Source organism: Candidatus Filomicrobium marinum, from assembly GCF_000981545.1.
GTDB lineage: Bacteria > Pseudomonadota > Alphaproteobacteria > Rhizobiales > Hyphomicrobiaceae > Filomicrobium > Filomicrobium insigne.
Window position 1 is genome coordinate 353,279 of the sequence record NZ_LN829119.1, and the last position, 18,070, is coordinate 371,348.

General features: G+C 58.7%; 16 protein-coding genes. 12 read left to right on the forward strand and 4 right to left on the reverse strand.

Annotation, left to right across the window (positions count from 1 at the left end):
• The first annotated feature begins 18 nt into the window (after positions 1-18).
• The 10 genes from YBN1229_RS01655 (at position 19) to YBN1229_RS01705 (ending at position 11,600) form a co-directional block, all read left to right on the forward strand.
• The gene (locus YBN1229_RS01655) at positions 19-2,316 is read left to right on the forward strand and encodes a spermidine synthase (protein ID WP_046475948.1); all 2,298 of its coding nucleotides are present in this window, start codon (positions 19-21) and stop codon (positions 2,314-2,316) included.
• Positions 2,317-2,443: 127 nt separating this feature from the next.
• On the forward strand, positions 2,444-2,731 hold the full coding sequence (gatC, locus tag YBN1229_RS01660) for an Asp-tRNA(Asn)/Glu-tRNA(Gln) amidotransferase subunit GatC (RefSeq protein WP_046475951.1): 288 nt from the start codon (positions 2,444-2,446) through the stop codon (positions 2,729-2,731).
• A 123-nt stretch (positions 2,732-2,854) separates the two neighbouring features.
• Positions 2,855-4,336 carry an Asp-tRNA(Asn)/Glu-tRNA(Gln) amidotransferase subunit GatA gene (gatA, locus tag YBN1229_RS01665; RefSeq protein WP_046479805.1) on the forward strand — a complete coding sequence of 494 codons (1,482 nt, stop codon included), beginning with the start codon at positions 2,855-2,857 and terminating at the stop codon, positions 4,334-4,336.
• A 47-nt stretch (positions 4,337-4,383) separates the two neighbouring features.
• Complete coding sequence (locus YBN1229_RS01670; RefSeq protein ID WP_046475955.1) at positions 4,384-4,713, forward strand: chorismate mutase; 330 nt, start codon at positions 4,384-4,386, stop codon at positions 4,711-4,713.
• 4 nt (positions 4,714-4,717) lie between these two features.
• Positions 4,718-5,023, forward strand: a complete 306-nt coding sequence (locus tag YBN1229_RS01675; RefSeq protein ID WP_046475958.1) for a hypothetical protein — start codon at positions 4,718-4,720, stop codon at positions 5,021-5,023.
• A gap of 83 nt (positions 5,024-5,106) precedes the next feature.
• Positions 5,107-6,606, forward strand: coding sequence for an Asp-tRNA(Asn)/Glu-tRNA(Gln) amidotransferase subunit GatB (gene gatB, locus YBN1229_RS01680; RefSeq protein ID WP_046475960.1), 1,500 nt, complete (start codon positions 5,107-5,109; stop codon positions 6,604-6,606).
• Between the two features lie 522 nt (positions 6,607-7,128).
• On the forward strand, positions 7,129-9,357 hold the full coding sequence (locus YBN1229_RS01690) for a L,D-transpeptidase family protein (protein WP_052743606.1): 2,229 nt from the start codon (positions 7,129-7,131) through the stop codon (positions 9,355-9,357).
• Positions 9,358-9,531: 174 nt separating this feature from the next.
• Complete coding sequence (locus tag YBN1229_RS01695; RefSeq protein WP_052743607.1) at positions 9,532-10,179, forward strand: bactofilin family protein; 648 nt, start codon at positions 9,532-9,534, stop codon at positions 10,177-10,179.
• A gap of 161 nt (positions 10,180-10,340) precedes the next feature.
• The gene (locus YBN1229_RS01700) at positions 10,341-11,018 is read left to right on the forward strand and encodes a DUF938 domain-containing protein (RefSeq protein ID WP_046475964.1); all 678 of its coding nucleotides are present in this window, start codon (positions 10,341-10,343) and stop codon (positions 11,016-11,018) included.
• A gap of 60 nt (positions 11,019-11,078) precedes the next feature.
• The gene (locus tag YBN1229_RS01705; protein WP_046475967.1) at positions 11,079-11,600 is read left to right on the forward strand and encodes a DUF305 domain-containing protein; all 522 of its coding nucleotides are present in this window, start codon (positions 11,079-11,081) and stop codon (positions 11,598-11,600) included.
• Positions 11,601-11,628: 28 nt separating this feature from the next.
• On the opposite strand, the gene YBN1229_RS01710 is transcribed toward YBN1229_RS01705, so the two are convergent.
• On the reverse strand, positions 11,629-12,489 hold the full coding sequence (locus YBN1229_RS01710) for a class I SAM-dependent methyltransferase (protein ID WP_432264125.1): 861 nt from the start codon (positions 12,487-12,489) through the stop codon (positions 11,629-11,631).
• 128 nt (positions 12,490-12,617) lie between these two features.
• Between YBN1229_RS01710 and YBN1229_RS01715 the strand changes: the two genes are divergently transcribed.
• Positions 12,618-13,574 (forward strand): AraC family transcriptional regulator, encoded by a 957-nt coding sequence (locus YBN1229_RS01715; protein WP_046475970.1) that lies wholly within the window; start codon positions 12,618-12,620, stop codon positions 13,572-13,574.
• Positions 13,575-13,650: 76 nt separating this feature from the next.
• Here the strand turns inward: YBN1229_RS01715 and YBN1229_RS01720 are convergent, their stop codons facing one another.
• Positions 13,651-15,000 (reverse strand): metal-dependent hydrolase family protein, encoded by a 1,350-nt coding sequence (locus tag YBN1229_RS01720; protein WP_046475975.1) that lies wholly within the window; start codon positions 14,998-15,000, stop codon positions 13,651-13,653.
• Positions 15,001-15,287: 287 nt separating this feature from the next.
• On the opposite strand from YBN1229_RS01720, the gene YBN1229_RS01725 reads away from it, so the two are divergent.
• On the forward strand, positions 15,288-16,148 hold the full coding sequence (locus YBN1229_RS01725) for a hypothetical protein (RefSeq protein WP_152024934.1): 861 nt from the start codon (positions 15,288-15,290) through the stop codon (positions 16,146-16,148).
• Between the two features lie 254 nt (positions 16,149-16,402).
• Here the strand turns inward: YBN1229_RS01725 and YBN1229_RS01730 are convergent, their stop codons facing one another.
• The gene (locus YBN1229_RS01730; RefSeq protein ID WP_046475980.1) at positions 16,403-16,603 is read right to left on the reverse strand and encodes a hypothetical protein; all 201 of its coding nucleotides are present in this window, start codon (positions 16,601-16,603) and stop codon (positions 16,403-16,405) included.
• A 151-nt stretch (positions 16,604-16,754) separates the two neighbouring features.
• Positions 16,755-17,939, reverse strand: coding sequence for an NAD(P)/FAD-dependent oxidoreductase (locus YBN1229_RS01735; RefSeq protein ID WP_046475984.1), 1,185 nt, complete (start codon positions 17,937-17,939; stop codon positions 16,755-16,757).
• Positions 17,940-18,070: the final 131 nt, after the last annotated feature.

The following is an 18,070-nucleotide window of genomic DNA, read 5'->3' on the forward strand; positions in this document are numbered from 1 at the left end:
CAAGGTGTTTCATTGCGTATGAACAGAATTGAACCCACGGTCACGCCAACGCGAGATGAGGCCGGGGGGAGGAGCCTGCTCGTGCTCTTTACGCTGACATCCTTCGTGTCAGCGTTTCTTCTGTTCCTGATCCAGCCAATGTTCACGAAGATGGTGCTGCCGATCCTCGGCGGTTCACCGTCCGTCTGGGCCGTTGCTCTGGTGTTTTTCCAGTCTGCATTGCTTGCGGGCTACGCGTACGCTCACCTTCTCACCCGGCTCTTCCCGTTGCGTACGGGTAGTTTCGTGCATGTTGGCGTCTTGGTTGTTGCTGTATTCTTTTTGCCGATTGCTGTGCCGGACAGCTGGCAGGAGCCGCCGCTGGATTGGCCCTATCTTTGGCAGTTGGGACTTTATGCTGTTGCAATAGGCGTTCCGTTTCTAACTGTTGCCGCGAACGCACCGCTGCTCCAGGCTTGGTTTGCCGGCACAGGTCATGCGCGAAGCGCAGACCCTTATTTTCTTTATGCGGCGTCGAACTTCGGCAGCTTTCTTGCGCTGATGGGGTACCCGTTTTTGTTTGAACCGGTCGCGGGTGTCAGTGCGCTTAGCGTTTATTGGTCGATTGGTTTCGGTCTTCTAGGATTTTTGCTCCTCGGCTGTATGGCATCGGCGGGGTGGTTCAAAACCACAGTGATTGTTCCGCCTGTTGGCATCGCAAACGATGACTTTGGGGATGTGCTTGGGCGACCGACATGGCGGCAACGGTTTGGATGGATCGCACTCGCCTTCGTTCCCGCCGGGCTGCTAACTGCGTTTACGACGCATCTGTCGACCGACATTGCTTCGGCTCCTTTGTTGTGGGTGGTGCCGCTGGCACTTTACCTGCTCACTTTTGTCGTTGTTTTTCGCAGATTGCCCGCAACTGTGGTCCGCGGGATAGCCGTGCTGCATTTGGCGGCCGTGGTTCTCGCGCTGCTTCAATTGTCCCAGAGCGAGCACGACAACTGGTTCGTCTCCAGTTCGTTCGGTTTTGCGGCGTTTGTGATGATCGGGCTGATGGCGCATCGCACGCTTTATGAAAGCCGGCCTGCTCCGCGCTTTCTGACCGAGTTCTATCTTTTGATGTCTCTGGGTGGCGCGCTCGGAGGATTGTTTGCAGCCCTCATCGCCCCGACGATCTTTTCCGAGGTTTTCGAGTATCCGCTGTTGCTGGCGCTTTCTGTTGCGTGTCGGCCCGTGTTTGTCGGGTGGCGGTTCTCGCGCAACGATCTGGCGCTCGCACTTCTCATTGTGACGGCTGGGGCCGCCGCGATTTTCTGGGGGCCGCTCTTGAACCAGTTCGGGGTTCCGGCTTGGGGGTGGGGGCTTACGCCGCTTATCGTTGCCATATTTGTGGTGGTTGTGGTCGCGACCTGGCGGATGCCGTTGGCTCAACTGGCGAGCGCTCTCGTAATATGGGCGGCCGTCTCCTTATTGCCTTCCGGTGTGATGAGCGGGAATGCGCAACGCAGTTACTTTGGCGTTTACCGGGTGTCGCAATCGACCGATGGCGGTCACAACGTCCTGACGCACGGAACGACGCTGCACGGGGCGCAGCGTCTGCAGAAAGCTGATGAGCCTAAGATCGACGTCACGGTGCCCGGGACATATTATTATCCTGAAAGCCCGATGGCGCGTGTTGTCGCTAGTGTCCGGACAACGCTGTTTCAGCAGGTGCGACGCGGGCGTTATGGCGTTGTAGGGCTCGGCGCAGGGTCTCTCGCGTGTCTGTCCAAGCCAGGGGAACGTTGGCGGTTCTTCGAAATCGATCCGTTGATGGTCAAGATCGCCGCTTACTCAGGCTATTTCACCTACATCGGGAATTGTCAGCCGCAGCCTGATTTTGTGCTCGGGGATGCCCGATTGACACTTTCGCGGGAGAATGCCGGTTATTTCGACCTGCTAATCATTGACGCGTTCACGTCGGACGCGGTCCCGGTGCATCTGATGACGGCCGAGGCGTTAAAGCTTTATGCAGACAAGATCGCGCCCGATGGCGTTGCCTTGCTTCATATTTCGAACCGTTATCTTGATCTTGAGGGGGTGATTGCCGCGACGATGGCCAGGGTGCCGGAGCTCAAAGCTCTTATCATCGAAGATTTTGATGCAAACGGCACGTATGATCAGACGAATTCGACGGTTGCGGTTTTCGCTAAGAACCAATATCGGCTGGATACCTTTCGTACTCTCCCTGGGGCTCGTGACCCCAAAGGCGCGGGGTTAGCGCCCTGGACAGACGACAGTTCTGACGTATTTATGCCGCTCCTTTCGAAGTTGAGGGGAACGGGTTCCTAAGGGCCTCAATTCACCAGTGGGGCTGCCAGTGCTGTATTGGTGCGTCGGGACGCAGTTGCGTGGAACTGTCTTCGCGGCTATTCAAACGCAATTCTTACGGTCTTTCGGTTAGCAGAAGTGAGGGACGATGCAAGTCGACGAGGCGACTGTGCGACGCATCGCGCGGCTCGCGCGCATCAAGATTACGGACGAAGAGGCCAAGGGTCTCGAAGCCGAGCTCAGCGGGATTCTCGACTGGGTCGAGCAGCTTTCCGAGGTCAATACGGACGGCGTCGAGCCGATGACCCGCGTTGTGCCGATATCGCTGAAGAAGCGTTCGGACGTCGTAACGGATGGCGAAAAAGCCGATGAGATCGTTGCTAATGCGCCGCTCAGTGAGGACGATTATTTCGTCGTTCCGAAAGTGGTGGAGTAATCAAGGCGCGCAGGCGCACCGTGTCCCGGCTGTCGTCTGTGCAACCCTATTGATCTGCGGTCCGGCGATGTCGGGGCCGGAATAACATGAGGCGCGCCAAGACAGGCAGTGCGGGGAGAGTTCGTGAGCGACCTGACTAAATTGACGTTGGCAGCTGCACGCGAGGGGCTGCAGAAGAAAGAGTTCTCAGCCGAGGAACTCACGAAAGCATTCTGTGAAGAGATTGACGCCGGCAACGGTGCGATCAACGCCTACGTGTTGCCGACGCCAGAGATTGCTCTTGAGCAAGCGCGCGCAGCAGATGCGCGCATCGCGAAAGGCGAAGCCCGGACGCTGGAAGGTTTGCCGCTCGGCATCAAGGATCTGTTCTGCACAAAGGGCGTGCGGACGACGGCCTGCTCGAAAATCCTCGATGATTTCAAGCCAACCTATGAATCGACGGTCACGCAGAACCTTTGGGATGCGGGTGCCGTCATGCTTGGTAAGCTGAACAATGACGAATTCGCTATGGGCTCGTCGAACGAGACCAGCGCGTTTGGACCCGTCGTCAATCCATGGCGGCGGACCGGTTCCGATGCCAAGTTGGTGCCGGGTGGTTCATCGGGCGGTTCATCAGCGGCGGTCGCAGCCGATCTTTGCCTTGCAGCGACGGCGACAGATACCGGGGGCTCGATCCGGCAACCCGCCGCTTTAACGGGCACAGTTGGTTTGAAGCCAACGTACGGACGCTGTTCGCGCTGGGGGATTGTGGCGTTTGCTTCCTCACTCGATCAGGCTGGTCCCATCACGAAGTCGGTGGAAGATGCTGCGCTCATGCTGCAAGTGATGGCGGGGCAGGATCCTAAGGATTCGACCAGCGTCGATGCGCCCGTTCCGGACTACCGGGCATCACTGCGTAACGGCATCAAGGGCTTGCGCGTCGGCGTGCCGAAGGAATATCGCGTCGCCGGGATGTCGGCCGAAATCGATAAGCTCTGGGAGCAGGGCATCACTTGGCTCAAGGATGCCGGCGCTTCGGTCCATGAGATTTCACTCCCGCATACGAAATATGCGTTGCCAGCCTATTACATTGTTGCGCCAGCCGAAGCGTCTTCGAACCTCGCGCGTTATGATGGTGTCCGCTACGGCATGCGGCAGACGGGCAGCGATCTCATCGATACCTACGAGCAAACGCGCGCGGCCGGCTTCGGCCGGGAAGTGAAGCGGCGCGTTCTCATTGGAACGTATGTGCTTTCGGCGGGCTATTATGATGCCTACTACTTGAAGGCACAGAAAGTGCGCACGCTGATAAAGCGGGATTTCGACGAGGCGTGGGATAAGGTCGATGTTGTTCTGACGCCGACGACACCGTCTCCCGCTTTTGCTTTCGGCGAGAAGTCGGGTGATCCGCTTGCCATGTACCTTGAGGACATATTCACTGTTACGGTCAATATGGCGGGCCTGCCGGGACTGTCGGTCCCAGCGGGGCTTTCCACGGAAGGTCCTCCGTTGGGCCTGCAGTTGATCGGGAAGCCTTTTGATGAGGAAACGCTTCTCCGCACCGGTCAGGTGATCGAGGACGCGGCCGGGCGAATTGTGGTTCCCTCGCACTGGTGGCGAGGCTAAGGCGCTCACGGCGCGAAGAGCGGCCGCGCGTCGCAAGGAGGTAAATAATGAGTCCGAGATCTCCGGCCGACTGTACCGACATGTCTCATGTGCGGGACGAAATAGACCGGATAGATCGTGCGCTCGTCGATCTCATTGCGGAGCGGTTCGGTTATGTCGACCGAGCGTGGCAGCTCAAGAAAAACCCGTCGGAAGCAACGGTTCCGTGGCGTATTCAGCAGGTTATCGACAAGGTCAAAGCGCGCGCTGACGAGCGCCATTTGCCGCCGGAGTTGGCGGAAGCGCTGTGGCGGCAGATGATCGGCTGGTTCATACAATACGAGGAAGAACAGTTGCGCCAATCCGGCAATTGCAATGATGCGGACAAGAGCAAGTAGCGGGATGATCGAACTTCAACCTTTTGACCCTGTTTCTGTCGTTCTCATTGGGCTGCTCAACCCTGTTGCTATCGCGGTAGCGGTCTTGATGGGGCGTGCTGCGGATCAGTGGCAGAAGCTTGTCGTTGCGGCGTTTGCATCGGCGTGTGCGGGCTCCCTATTTGTATGGGTGTTGGCGTTTGTCGGCTTGCTTCCTGCGCGCGGGATTGGTGGTGAAGCCGGTGTTTTCGTTACTCAATTTATACTGGGGCTCGTCTGGGCCTGGATTGGGTATCGGTGGCTGCGAAAGCATGACAATCACGCGACTTGAGTGCGACGGCCCAGTGGCTCGGACATTATTTTAGTCCTGGCCGTGCGCGTGAGCTTTAAGTGCATATGAAGGACAAGGCGAGGATGAACGTGGAAGCGAAGGCCGCTGAGGCTGCGAACCCTAATCTGATCCAGGGAGCGACCGGCGATTGGGAAGTCATCATCGGTCTGGAAGTGCACGCGCAGGTGAACTCGCACGCCAAGTTGTTTTCAGGCGCCTCGACTGAGTTTGGCGGCGCGCCAAACGCGCATGTGTCGCTCGTTGATGCCGCGATGCCTGGAATGCTGCCGGTGATCAATGAGGAATGCGTCGCGCAGGCGATCCGAACGGGACTGGGGTTGAAGGCCCAAATCAACCTGAGGTCAGTTTTTGACCGGAAGAACTACTTTTATCCAGATTTGCCGCAAGGCTATCAGATCTCCCAGTTCAAATCGCCAATCGTCGGTGAAGGTGAGATTGAAATCGATACGGATGGTGGTCCGAAGCGCGTCGGTATCGAACGGCTTCACCTGGAGCAGGATGCGGGAAAATCCATCCACGACCAGCATCCCGAATATTCCTATGTCGATCTCAATCGGTCTGGCGTGGCGTTGATGGAGATTGTCTCGCGGCCGGATATGCGTTCGTCGAAAGAGGCGCAGGCTTATGTCACTAAGCTGCGCACGATCCTGCGCTATCTCGGTACCTGTGACGGAGATATGGAAAAGGGCAATCTGCGCGCGGACGTGAACGTTTCGGTACGCAAGCCGGGTGGCGAGCTTGGCACGCGCTGCGAGATTAAGAACGTGAATTCCATTCGTTTCATCGGGCAAGCCATCGAGGTTGAAGCCCGACGTCAGATTGACATCATTGAAGACGGCGGCACGATCGATCAGGAAACGCGCCTGTTCGACCCTAAGTCCGGGCAAACGCGATCGATGCGCTCGAAAGAAGAAGCGCACGATTATCGCTATTTTCCTGATCCCGATTTGCTCCCGCTCGAGTTCGATCAGGCTTATGTCGATGAGTTGGCGAAGGGACTGCCGGAACTACCGGACGAAAAGCGCGCACGTTTCATAAAGGAATACGGGCTGTCGGCCTACGATGCCGGCGTGCTCGTCGCGGAGCGGTCATCGGCGGACTATTTCGAGGCTGTCATCGCTGCTCTGGATGATCCCGCACGTGACGGCAAGCTTGCTGCCAACTGGGTTATCAACGAACTCTTCGGCCGCTTGAACAAGGAAGGAACTGCGATCGAGGATTCGCCGATTTCGGCGGCTCAGCTCGCCGGGATTGCGAAGCTCATCGGATCGCAGGCCATCTCGGGCAAGATCGCGAAGGATTTGTTCGAAATTGTCTGGAGCGAGGGTGGTGATCCGGCGGAGATCGTTGAAGCACGCGGCATGAAGCAGGTGACCGACACCAGCGCTATCGAGAAGGCGGTGGATGAGGTGATTGCGGCTAACCCAGACCAGGTAGAGAAAGTCAAAGCCAAGCCGACGATGATCGGATGGTTTGTCGGTCAGGTGATGAAAGCTTCTGGTGGCAAAGCCAACCCTCAAGCGGTCAACGAGATTCTCAAGAAGCGCCTCGGTATCGACTAGACACTCTTCTGCTTTTTCGTTCGTTCGGATGAAGCCGGGATTGTTGCGCTGATACACGCACGGTCGCCGTTCGGCGCTCTTGAACTTGGACCAATCGTGGTTTTGTCTGAGTACGCAAGCGCGTGGCGTAGGGTCGGCGTTTATCCGCGCGCAAGATTCATATGGCTTGGTTTTCGTATTGGGTGAGCCAGCGTTTTATCGGCGGTTCGGGTTTTCCACGGATCTCGCTGCTCAGTCTCCATGCGTCTACTCTGGTCCGTATTTTATGGCATTGTTCCTTTTGCCATCGGACGTTGCGCTGGGCGCGGCCGTTTATGCGCAGACCTTTGCAAGGCTCTCCTAGCTGAGATGTGATCGGCTCGCCTCTTTTCCGTGATCTGTAAAGATGTTTGTCTGACGCTTCGGGTCGGGGCGCGAAAATTTCCGTTCGCCCTATTATCGCACGCCAAGGGATGTAGCCTCTCTCATCCAAAGGGGTGGCGTGCATGGTGCAAAGGTATTTGCGCCTGGAGGGTTACAGGAATGTCGATCTTGAAACCTTGGGCATTGTCGGGGGCTATCGGGTTGGCCCTTGTGCTCCCAGGAGTGCCGTCCGTCTCAGCGCAGGAAAGAAGTGAGATCGCAGCGCCTTCTACAGCGAACGAGAGCGTGCCTGCTGCGAAAGCGGATGCCGAAAAGGGGGCGTCCGAAGATACGGCTGAGCGATCTGCACAAGTCGAGAATAATCCCCAGCCAAGCGAAAAGGTGACGGACGCGACGTCGTCTGAAACTGCCACCGACGCAGCCTCTCAGGATGAAAAAAAGGGCGCAACGTCCACTGAGGCGGCTCGGCCCGCTCCTTCTTCACAGACCGAAGATACCGTTGCGAAAGAAACGTCGGCTCACACCGCCGAAGCGAAGGGTGCTTCAGCTCCGGAAAACGCGAACGCTGCCGTTAAGGGTTCTGAGGCTCCCGCCACTGAAACAACGCAGGCGGAAAAGCCGACGGAAGACGCTGATGCTCAAAGGTCAGCTGCTGGGGCCGCACCGGAGAATGTTCCGGTTGATCCGTTGGTTGCGGCAGTGCGCCAGTTTCTTTCGGACGATAGTGATGGCGGAGCAAAGAACCGAGAGGATATAGCTGCTCTCGTTGCATTTTATGCTGCCCGGGATGGGCGCGCACTTTGGGTGGACGGGTCTGGCTTCACATCAAAGGCGAAGGCCGTGATGGCCGAGATCGCGCACGCCGCCGACTGGGGGCTTGAGGCTGAAGATTTCTCGCTGCCGCCCTCCAACCTTGTTCAATCTGGTGTCGGGGGACAGGCCGAAGCGGAGATCAAGCTTGGATTGGCGGTTCTGAAATATGTGAACTATGCACGGGGCGGTCGCGTAACGCCGTCGCGGGTCAGTTCGCAGATCGATCAAGATCCGGAACTCAAGGAACCCGCAGTTGTCTTGTCCGAAATTGCGGCGGCATCAGACGGTGCGCGCTACTTGCGCGAGCAGCATCCACCGCATCCACAGTTTGAAATGCTGCGGCAGGCGCTTCTGAAGCTGCGTGGTGAGCAAGATGATGCTGAAAAGGAGTTGTCGGAAGCAGAAAAGGTGAAGCTTCCGGATGGCCCGCTGCTGAGACCGGGCCTGGAGCATCCGCATGTCGCGCTGTTGCGTCGCCGACTTGAGGTTACCGCGGAACCGGGTGCTGAAGAGAAATTCGATGAGCCGTTGGAAGAGGCTGTGCGTGCCTTCCAGCGCGCGCATGACCTGAGTACCGATGGCCTTGTCGGCCGCGGAACGCGTGCGGTGCTCAATGGGAATAAAAGCGACCGCTCCGGTCGGGCGAAGGCGCGGGCCGAGGAGCGCCTGATCGTCAATATGGAGCGGTGGCGGTGGATGCCGCGCAACCTCGGCGCCTTTCATGTTCTCAACAATGTTCCGGAATTTCAGACACGTGTCTTCAAGAACGGTTCGGAGATTTTCTCCGAGCGTATCATCGTCGGCAAAACCGATACACGAACACCGGTTTTCTCCGCTGATATGAAGTACGTCATCTTCCATCCTTCGTGGGGCGTGCCGAACGGGATCAAGCGTACAGAGATCCTTCCCTATCTGCGGCAGAAGACAGGGCTATTCGGTTTTGGGGGCTCGGATACGCGCATTCTCACAGCGCATAATCTGAGCGTGAGCTATCAGGGGCGCCCCGTAGATGCGAGCCAGATCAATTGGACCAGCGCTAACATTGTCAACTACGACTTTATTCAGCCGCCCGGCCCGACAAACGTTCTTGGACGCGTCAAATTCCGTTTCCCGAACCGTCATGATGTCTACATGCACGACACGCCGGAGCGCGAGTTGTTCGCGCAATCGTCCCGCGCGCTGAGCCATGGTTGCGTGCGCGTGCGCAATCCGCGGCGTCTCGCGGAGGTTCTACTCGCCGAGGACAAGGGCTGGTCCGAGGACGAAGTCGGGCGGCGTTGGTCAGGGGCGGCGAACGGTTATGTCGAACTTGAGAAAAAGATCCCCGTTCATACAGCCTACTTCACGGCCTATGCGTCAGAGAATGGGGAGGTGCGTTACTTCCCGGACCTTTATGGTTTTGACAGCCGCACGGCGCGTGCGATGGGTGGCAACGGAAGCGTGTTTGAGGGTGAGAGAATTCCCCAGAGTGCGCCGTCTCGGCGGTCAGCGCCTGCCGTTGCGCAAGGTGGCGGCGGTTATAGCGGCAGTCCCGAGACTGTAGCTGATCTCATTTCCGGCTTGCTGTCGAACTGATGCCTATTGATGCGCCATCGCGACTGGCGCGCGTCGTTTAAATATGTGTGCTTGACCCCTAAGTCGTCGCAATCGGTCCAAATGCTGCCGCCATTTGCGGGTGTGCTGAATGCCGGAGGGTGGTGCCTTTACTTTGGTTCATTTGGCAAGTCAGTTGCGTAGGGGAAGATGCAAATGTTTGGACTAAAGGCGGACCGCCAGCAGAGCGGTGCGGCTAACGATGCCAAGTCGTCATATCAAGGTACGCCCCAGACCGGCGCATCTCAGAGTGGCGCTTCAGCGTATTCCGGTTCCCAGTCAGAACCGCCGCCGTCGCAGTACGGTTCGGCCGACTGGTCGAACAAAGAAGCGGTTACGATCATTTCCGAAGACATCGTGATCAACGGCAACATCTCAGCGAAGCGGCCGATATGCCTTGAAGGCACCGTAGAAGGTGACTTGCGGGGCGATCAGGTCATCGTCGGAAAAGCCGGGGCGGTGACGGGCAGCATCGTCGCCAACGAAGTGGAAGTGCATGGGCGTGTGCTCGGTTCGATCCATAGCAAGAGCGTGATGCTCTACAAAACGGCCCATGTCGAAGGCGACATCCTGCATCAGGGCATCGGCATCGAGATGGGCACGCATTACGATGGCCGCCTCAAGTGGGAGGTTACGGAGCAGCAGGCAGGTCGCGGTCATTTCGACCCCGCGCACGCTGCGCCGAAGCCGATCTCGGCCAACGATCCCGGCCATGGGTACGATCAACGTGCGGAGCATCGGTCAGAGCAGCGGCCCGAGATGACGGTGGCCTACAACGCCGAAGCGACAAGTCCGCAGTACTGACGAGGCCCGATTGGGGCGGGCCTCCCCCGATCTGCCCCGCTCAGTGTTTCCAGCCGGTCGTTCCTGTCGGAGCGGTCGGCTTTTTGTGTTCTGGCGTGACTGGCCGGGGCGGCGCGGCTTCTATAGGTTTGGCGCAAAAGTGAAAACGAGCGGAGAGCGCGTTGAAGACAGTTTCTGATTTCAGCAAGGATGTTGGGCCTGCGGGTCGTGACGGGCGACTTGATGCGCCGGCGTTTCACCGCAATGCCGAGCCACTGCGAGATGTCTTGATGGAGGTCCTTGCTGGGCGGACGGGAGACGTCGTCGAGATCGGGAGCGGCACCGGCCAGCATGTCGTGTTCCTTGGTGCGGCTTTGCCGGACCTCGTGTTCTGGCCGAGCGATCCCAATGCGGGGCATGTTGCGAGCGTCGATGCGTGGCGTCGGCATGCGCAAATCACCAACGTCATGCCGGCAACTCAGCTCGATGTACGGCAGCCCTGGGTGTTGGGCGGTAACCCGGTGGCGCCGGGAAGCCTGACGGCGATCCTGTGCTTCAACGTCATTCACATCGCGCCCTGGGACGTGGCGCTTGCCGTGCTGGCGTCTGCGGGAAAGCTGTTGCGGTCTGACGGCATTCTCATCCTCTATGGGCCCTATGCTCGTGACGGTCAGCATACGGCGCTAAGCAACGCGACGTTCGATCAGACTCTCAAGGCGCGTAATCCCGAATGGGGCGTGCGTGACCTGACGGATGTCACGGCTGTTGCGCAAGACGCCGGGCTCGTCAGGAAAGAGATTTTCGAGATGCCCGCGAACAATCTGACGGTGGTTTTTCAACCGGGTAGGTCTTCCGACTGAATTGCCGGGGGGAAACCGTTCGTGCCTCCATGCGTTGGCCCGTATGGAAGGAAGCGAACGATGAGCTATGCCCGATTTGGCGCGATGATTGTCACATCAACGGTCGTGATGTTCGGCCTGATGTATCTCAATACCTTCGCGATTGACCACATCTGGTTCAGCCAAACGCGCACATGGATGGCGCTTCTCATGGGCGCCGTGATGGCCATCATCATGATGGGCTTCATGTGGGCGATGTATAAGAACTCCTGGATAAATACGGGCATTATTGGCGGCAGTATTCTCGTTTTCGCCGTATCGCTTTGGCTCGTGCGCAGCCAGGAGACTGTCGACGACGTCAGCTATATGGAAGCGATGATTCCGCATCACTCGATTGCCATTCTCACGAGCCGCCGTGCGCATATCAAAGACCCGCGCGTCCGCAAACTGGCGGATGGGATCATCGAGGCACAGGTGCGCGAGATCGATGAGATGAAACAGCTTATCCGCGATCTTGAACGCAACCCGGCTGCGCCTGAGGCGCCCGATCTGAAACCGCGCCGCGCGGACCCGGCGAGTGTCGCGCAGGGCCCGGCGCAGTAGGGAATCGCAACTCGCGCGCTGTTTGCGGTCAGCTCTTTGTCATGACGATTTCCAAGTAGCTGGACGGCACGCGCATTGAGCCGTCGGTTGCTGTGTTGAAGCGCGCGATCAGGCTCATCAGGTCCTGCGCAAGCGCCGCTTGCCCTTCAGCATCTAGTGCCAGGAATGCTTTGTGGACCGGACCGTAGTAGGTGCGAAAGACTTCGACGAAATGCTCCGGCGAGCGATAGCGGAACATGAAGTTGCGCTGTTCGATGGCCAGTGATCGGAGATGACGTGTGAATGTGTCTTCGATCCACGCGGAGTCGCCCCAAACGGCGGGTGACTGCAAGCCGGCAGGCGGCACAATGTGCTTTCCGATGGTCTTGAACATCTGGCCGATGAAACCATCCGGCGTCCAGTTGGCCATGCCGATCTTTCCATCCGGGCGGCACATTCGCAGTAACTCCTCTGCAGCCATGGCCTGGTTGGGGGCAAACATGACGCCAAAGGTGGAAACGACCGCATCAAATGACGCTGGCTCAAATGGCATTTGCTCGGCGTCTGCGATCCTGAATGTTACTGGAAGGCCTTCGGCATCGGCGCGGCGATGGCCGCGCGCGAGCAGGTCCTCGACGTAGTCCGTCGACGTCACGTCACACCACCGCCGAGCAAAGGCCAGTGTCGCATTGCCATTGCCAGCTGCAACGTCGAGCACGGAAGAGCCCGGCTGCAGATCCATCGCTTCGGCAAGCTGCTCGCCCACAATCTGCAGGGTCGTGCCGATCAAGGCATAATCACCGGACGCCCAGGCCGCATTCTGCTTCGCCTTGATCGCCGTGTAGTCGGGCATTGGTGCGTATTTGGTTGCCGGGATCGCCGTCTTAGTCGCCATGCTTACATCGCTCATTGTCGTTCTCCGATAGTTGCCTAAGTCCTGCGAGGGTGGCAGTGTCACTATCGGTTTTTGGCGCTTGAGCGAATGACAGCTCCGCCGGATCAATTGACCGTTCGTCCGATTGAAAGAGCGGGCGCGTGATGAGTGACCCTTTAGCTGACGTGTTGCGGTCCCTGCGCTTGACGGGCGGCGTCTTTCTCGACGTCCGGCTGACCGCGCCATGGTGTGTCATCTCGCAGCTTACGGCTGAGGATTGCCGGCCTTTACTGACCCAACCCGCTCAGCTGATTTTCTATCACGTTGTACTCAACGGCGAGTTTGTGCTGAACGTGGAGGGCGAAGCACCTGTGTCGGTTCGAGGTGGGGACATTGTGCTCTTGCCCCGCAACGACACGCATACGCTGGCGAGTGCAACGGGGCTAAACCCGATCCCCGCCCGCAGTCTCGTCCAGCCCTCGGCGGATGGCGGGCTGGCGCGGGTTGTCCATGGCGGCCCGGGTGCGTTGACGCATATGGTCTGTGGTTTTCTTGGCAGCGAGCAATCCCACACTCCCTTGCTGTCGATGCTGCCGCGCGTTTTAAAACTGGAAATGCGCGAGGGAACATCGCGTGAGTGGATTGAGGCTTCGGTTAAATTCGCGGCCAAAGAACTTTCCGATGGGCAATTGCCGTCGTCGAGTGTCATGGCGCGCTTGTCCGAAGTTCTCCTGGTGGAGGCCGTTCGCCAGTACGCGAACGGGCGCGGCGATCTTGAAGCGGGGTGGCTCAAAGGGCTCAGGGACCCTCAGGTTGGGCGGGCTCTGGCGATGATCCATTGCGATCTGAGCAGGCCTTCCACGGCGACCGAACTTGCCCGTGAGGTCGGCATGTCCCGAAGTGTGTTCCTCGAGCGCTTCACGGCGCTCGTCGGTATGCCCCCGATGCGATACCGCACGGCGTGCCGGTTGCAGTCGGCGCAGATCCAATTGCGGGAATCCCAGCGGTCGATCGCGCAAATCGCGCATTCCGTCGGGTACGAGTCCGAGGAAGCGTTCAGCCGGGCCTTCAAGCGCGCCTTCGCGCATTCGCCGTCTACGTGGCGCGAGGCGCGGGGGTAGGACGCGGAAGGCAGTAAGCGATCTCCGCTCATTCTTCTTGGGTGCCGGTATTTCCGGGAGGAGAGGCGAACGTTGGTTATTGTTTCGTTTGCAGAGCGTTCTTGAAGATCTTCCCGTCTTTCATAATGACGACAAGGTTCTTGGCTGGATCCGCTAGCAACCTGATGTCGGCGATGGGATCACCGTCGACCAGTAGCAGGTCAGCGAAAGCACCTTCCTCGACCACGCCGAGCTTGCCTGGGTACGGGTTGCGCTTTCCAGACATCGCCAACAGTTCGGCGTTGGTTCCAGTGGCCATTATGAGCGTTTCAGCGGGGCTGTACCAGCGTGTGAACTTGACCAGCAATTCGCCTTGGCGCTGCGCCAACTTCTGGGAGAACAGGATGTCGGTGCCGAACGCTGTTTTCAGATTGTACTTTTTTGCGAGTGCGATGGTCTTGTCCGTGCCCGCGAAGACAGTGAACGCCTTGGCCCGCTCTTGCGAACCCGGTGGAAACGCATCGGCCATCTCGTCCGGAAACGCCTGGGTGCTTAGCCAAATGCCTCGCTCGGCGATCAGCTTGGCAGTCGCTTCATCCATAAGGTGGCCGTGTTCGATGCACTTTACACCGGCAGCGATAGCGCGCTGGATCGAAGTCGACGTGTAGGCGTGCACGGTCACGTAAGTCCCCCAATTTTCCGCCGCCTCGACGGCTGCGCGCAATTCGGCTTCCGTGAAAGTAGAGGCATCAAGGGGGCTGTTGGGTGATGCCACTCCGCCACCCGCCGTGAGTTTGATCTGTGTCGCGCCTAACATGAGTTGTTCGCGTACCCGCACGCGGACTTCATCCGGGCTGTCCGCAATCATGGACGCTCCCGTCTGCTCTTGGCGCGTCGCTGGGTCACCTAGTGTTCGGGGCACTTCGTGTGAATGGCGGAAGTCACCGTGACCGCTGGTAACCGTGATTATAGCGCCAGACGGGTAGATGCGTGGCCCGACGACAATGTTTTCGTCGATGGCGCGTTTGAGCCCAAACGACGGTCCGCCTACATCGCGAACGGTGGTGAAGCCGCGCATTAACGTGTCCGTTGCCTCGGCCCCGGCGGTCAAGTTCAGATAGCCAAGGTCGTCCGTGAGCAACGCTGCCGGTGTCGGCCGCACGAGCATCGCGTGCCAATGCGCATCGATGAGACCCGGCATGAGCGTGCGTCCATCTCCGGCTATGATCTGAGCCGGGGAGCTGTCGTCGACCGGAATAGCGTCTTTAGAGATGGTCGCGATCGTGTTGCCGCGGATCAGAACATTCATGGTTCCGCTTAGCGTATCGCTCTTGCCGTCGAAGATACGGACGTTCTCAAACAGCGTGAGAGTGGGAGGCTCAGCGGCGTGCGCGGTATGTACGAGGCAAAAGACAGCGGCAAAAGCAGTCGTTCGGCAAAACAACATTGGATCCTCGTCATAAGTCCTCTAGTGCGCCTAGCGGAATAGGAACCTTGCCATCGAAGTTTTAAGTCTGCTCTCAGCTCACCGCCACGTGGTTAAAACTCACCTTATATGGGCAATGCGGTCGTTCGTCATCGTCACCGTTACTTCCGAGAAGGGCCAATAGCGGACACGACAACATGTATGCCGTCGTTCCTGGCCCTTACCCCATCCAAAGGGTCGTTATTGCGACATGTGCCAAACACGCTTACAGGATTGCGAGCAGCGATTTCATCTCAGGCGCTCGAGACATGCCACAGACAGACGCATGGATTGCAGTTTCAAGCCTCATCAAGGGTTTGCAGGAAGCTGGTGAGCTGTATTCGCGTTTCATGAGCTATCATAACGAGGATAGTTATGGCGCGGGAAATTATCTCCGCGAGCAATGTGAAATCGCGGTGATAGCTCTTGAGACCTTCCGTCGAGACTTCGACCGGTCGCTCCCAAAGGAGGCCGCAAACCGAATTGACAGCTTTCTCGGCAGCCGTCTTGCCAGGGCAGCAAAAGACGCGTCCACCGCGCAACGCGGCGCTAGAGGTGCGTTGGTGGGCTTGGCTGCCGTCGAGGCAGAAATCACGTACATCCTACATGGACGCCAAGAGCAAATCAGAGCGCGCTCTGAAAGGGCATTCTTGCTGCTTCAGCGAACACTGGCCGTCGATGGCGACGTGCAAAGGAGATGGAAAGAGGCGCACAAGGGTGGCGAGGTGGCATGCGAGCGGCTTGGATCTCTGGTCCTTCTTTCGCAAGGGATCTACGCATTCAAGGTGGATGCCATCGGGGCCCGGACAGACTTGGTCTTTTCAGAGCCTCCCGATGAATCATTGCTATTCCGAAGCGTAGAAGGGTTAGTACTGACGGAATGGAAAGTGGCAGACGCGGCGAACGCGATTGCCCGGTTCAAGGAAGCGCGAATCCAAGCCGATCTGTATAAGGTGGGGCCGCTCGCGGGCCTTGAGCTGACCGGCTATCGATACCTGGTGGTTGTTTCTCAGAAAGCGCTTCCCCATACCAGCATTCCCGCCGACGAGACCTCTACAAGCGGCATCACCTATCGGCATGTGAATATTGTGGTTGAGCCCGAGGTTCCCTCAAGGGCCGCAAAGAAATAAACGTCCGTAAAAATGCAAACTGACTTCGCGAGTTTGAAGTGGCCGCTCTGGGTCATTCGCGTCGGATGCGCGGTTGCATTGGGATGACCGACTATCTCAGGGATTCGGACATACCCTTCCCCCTTCGGCTTTGCGTCGAAATCGCCACCTAGCCGACATCAGGGCCGGACGAACTCATAGCGTTCGCCTATTGAATAGGCGCGCGGCAGGCTCCCTTAAAATGGCTTGCGGGCAGCTGCCAAGAAAACTCAGCGTCAATGTTTGGCCAGCCAGTCTTCCGCTTCCTGGAGCGTAAAGGAAAACTCGGCGTCGGGGATGCCCGAATGCGCCCGGTTCCCCTCTTTCTTGTTCACGAGGGCGAAGCGGCCGTGGTGCGGGCCCTTTCCGACCTTTTCCAGAAGGTAACCTTTGCTCGCGGCGATACGGGTGACGTGCTTTTCCTGGGCATTGGTCATGGGCTCTCTCCCGAACGGCATGACCGATCTTAGACCAATTACAGTGCGCGCGGAGATCACTTCCGGTCTTGGGCAGTTGCGTCAGGTTCGCGATGTCCTTGCAGTGCGTCGATCGCGGTGGCCTGTTCGCGAAGGAGTGTTCCCGCGCGTCCTACAAAACCTCACCTGCCGCATAGCCGCTGGCCCAGGCCCATTGGAAATTGTAGCCGCCGAGCCAGCCGGTGACGTCAACGGCTTCGCCGATGGCGTAGAGGCCCGGCACGTCTTTTGCCTCCATGGTTCGGGAGGACAATGCGGCCGTGCTTATGCCTCCCGCCGTGACTTCCGCTTTGGCAAAGCCCTCGGTGCCGTTGGGCTGGAAGGGCCATGCTGCGAGCTGTTGCTCCACACCGCGCAACGCGCGATCGGCACAGTTGGCCAGCTCGCCGGGCAACGCGAGCCGGTCCGCCAATACCGCTGACAACCGGTCGGGGAGTACGCAGGCCAATGCTGTGCGCAGCGAGACGCGCGGCTTTTGCCGCTTGAAGGTCACGAGCCAGTCGGCTGGGCTTTCAGGCAGGAAGTTGATCGCGATCGGTTGCCCGTGCGTCCAGTATGACGAGATCTGGAGAATGGCGGGGCCAGACAGGCCCTTGTGCGTGAACAGGCAGGCTTCGCGAAACGCCGTCTTGCCGCAGCGCGCCACGACATCGGCAGACACGCCGCTCAAGGTGCTGAAGAGCTTTTCCTCGGCGGGCAACGTCAACGGGACGAGAGCGGGTTTCGGTTGGACGATCTTGAGGCCGAACCGGCGGGCGAGGTCGTAGGCAAAACCCGTCGCGCCCATTTTGGGAATGGACGGTCCACCTGTGGCGATGACCAGGGCTGGGGCCGCCGCGATCTGCTCGTCGGTTTTGACATGGAAGTGCCCGTCCGCGTGACGGACGTCCCGGATCGTCTGGCCCAGTTGCAGGGTGACGTCCCCCTTCGCGCATTCGTCGAGGAGCATCGCGACGATCTGTTTCGCAGAGCCATCGCAGAACAGTTGCCCGAGTGTCTTCTCGTGCCACGCGATGCCGTGGCGATTGACGAGGGCGATGAATTCCTGCGGCTGGTAGCGGCCAAGCGCGGACTTCGCGAAATGCGGATTGGCGGACAGATAGCAGTTGGGCGTGGTGTGCAGATTTGTGAAATTGCACCGTCCACCGCCGGAGATCAGGATCTTTTTGCCCGGCTGGTCGGCGTGGTCGATCAAGAGGACGCGGCGCCCCCGTTGACCGGCGACGGCTGCACACATCAGACCGGCGCCACCTGCGCCGAGGATGATCGCATCGTAGATGTGAGGAGGTCTGGTCATAGCTCTCTGATGGCAGGAGTGCCCGCCCGGGTTAGGGACACTGCTTTACCAGATAGTCTGCCCAGCCGCGTAGCTTGCGCATGATTTAATGGAAGCGGTGGCGAATGGCATCGCTAGCAGCGTGGCACATG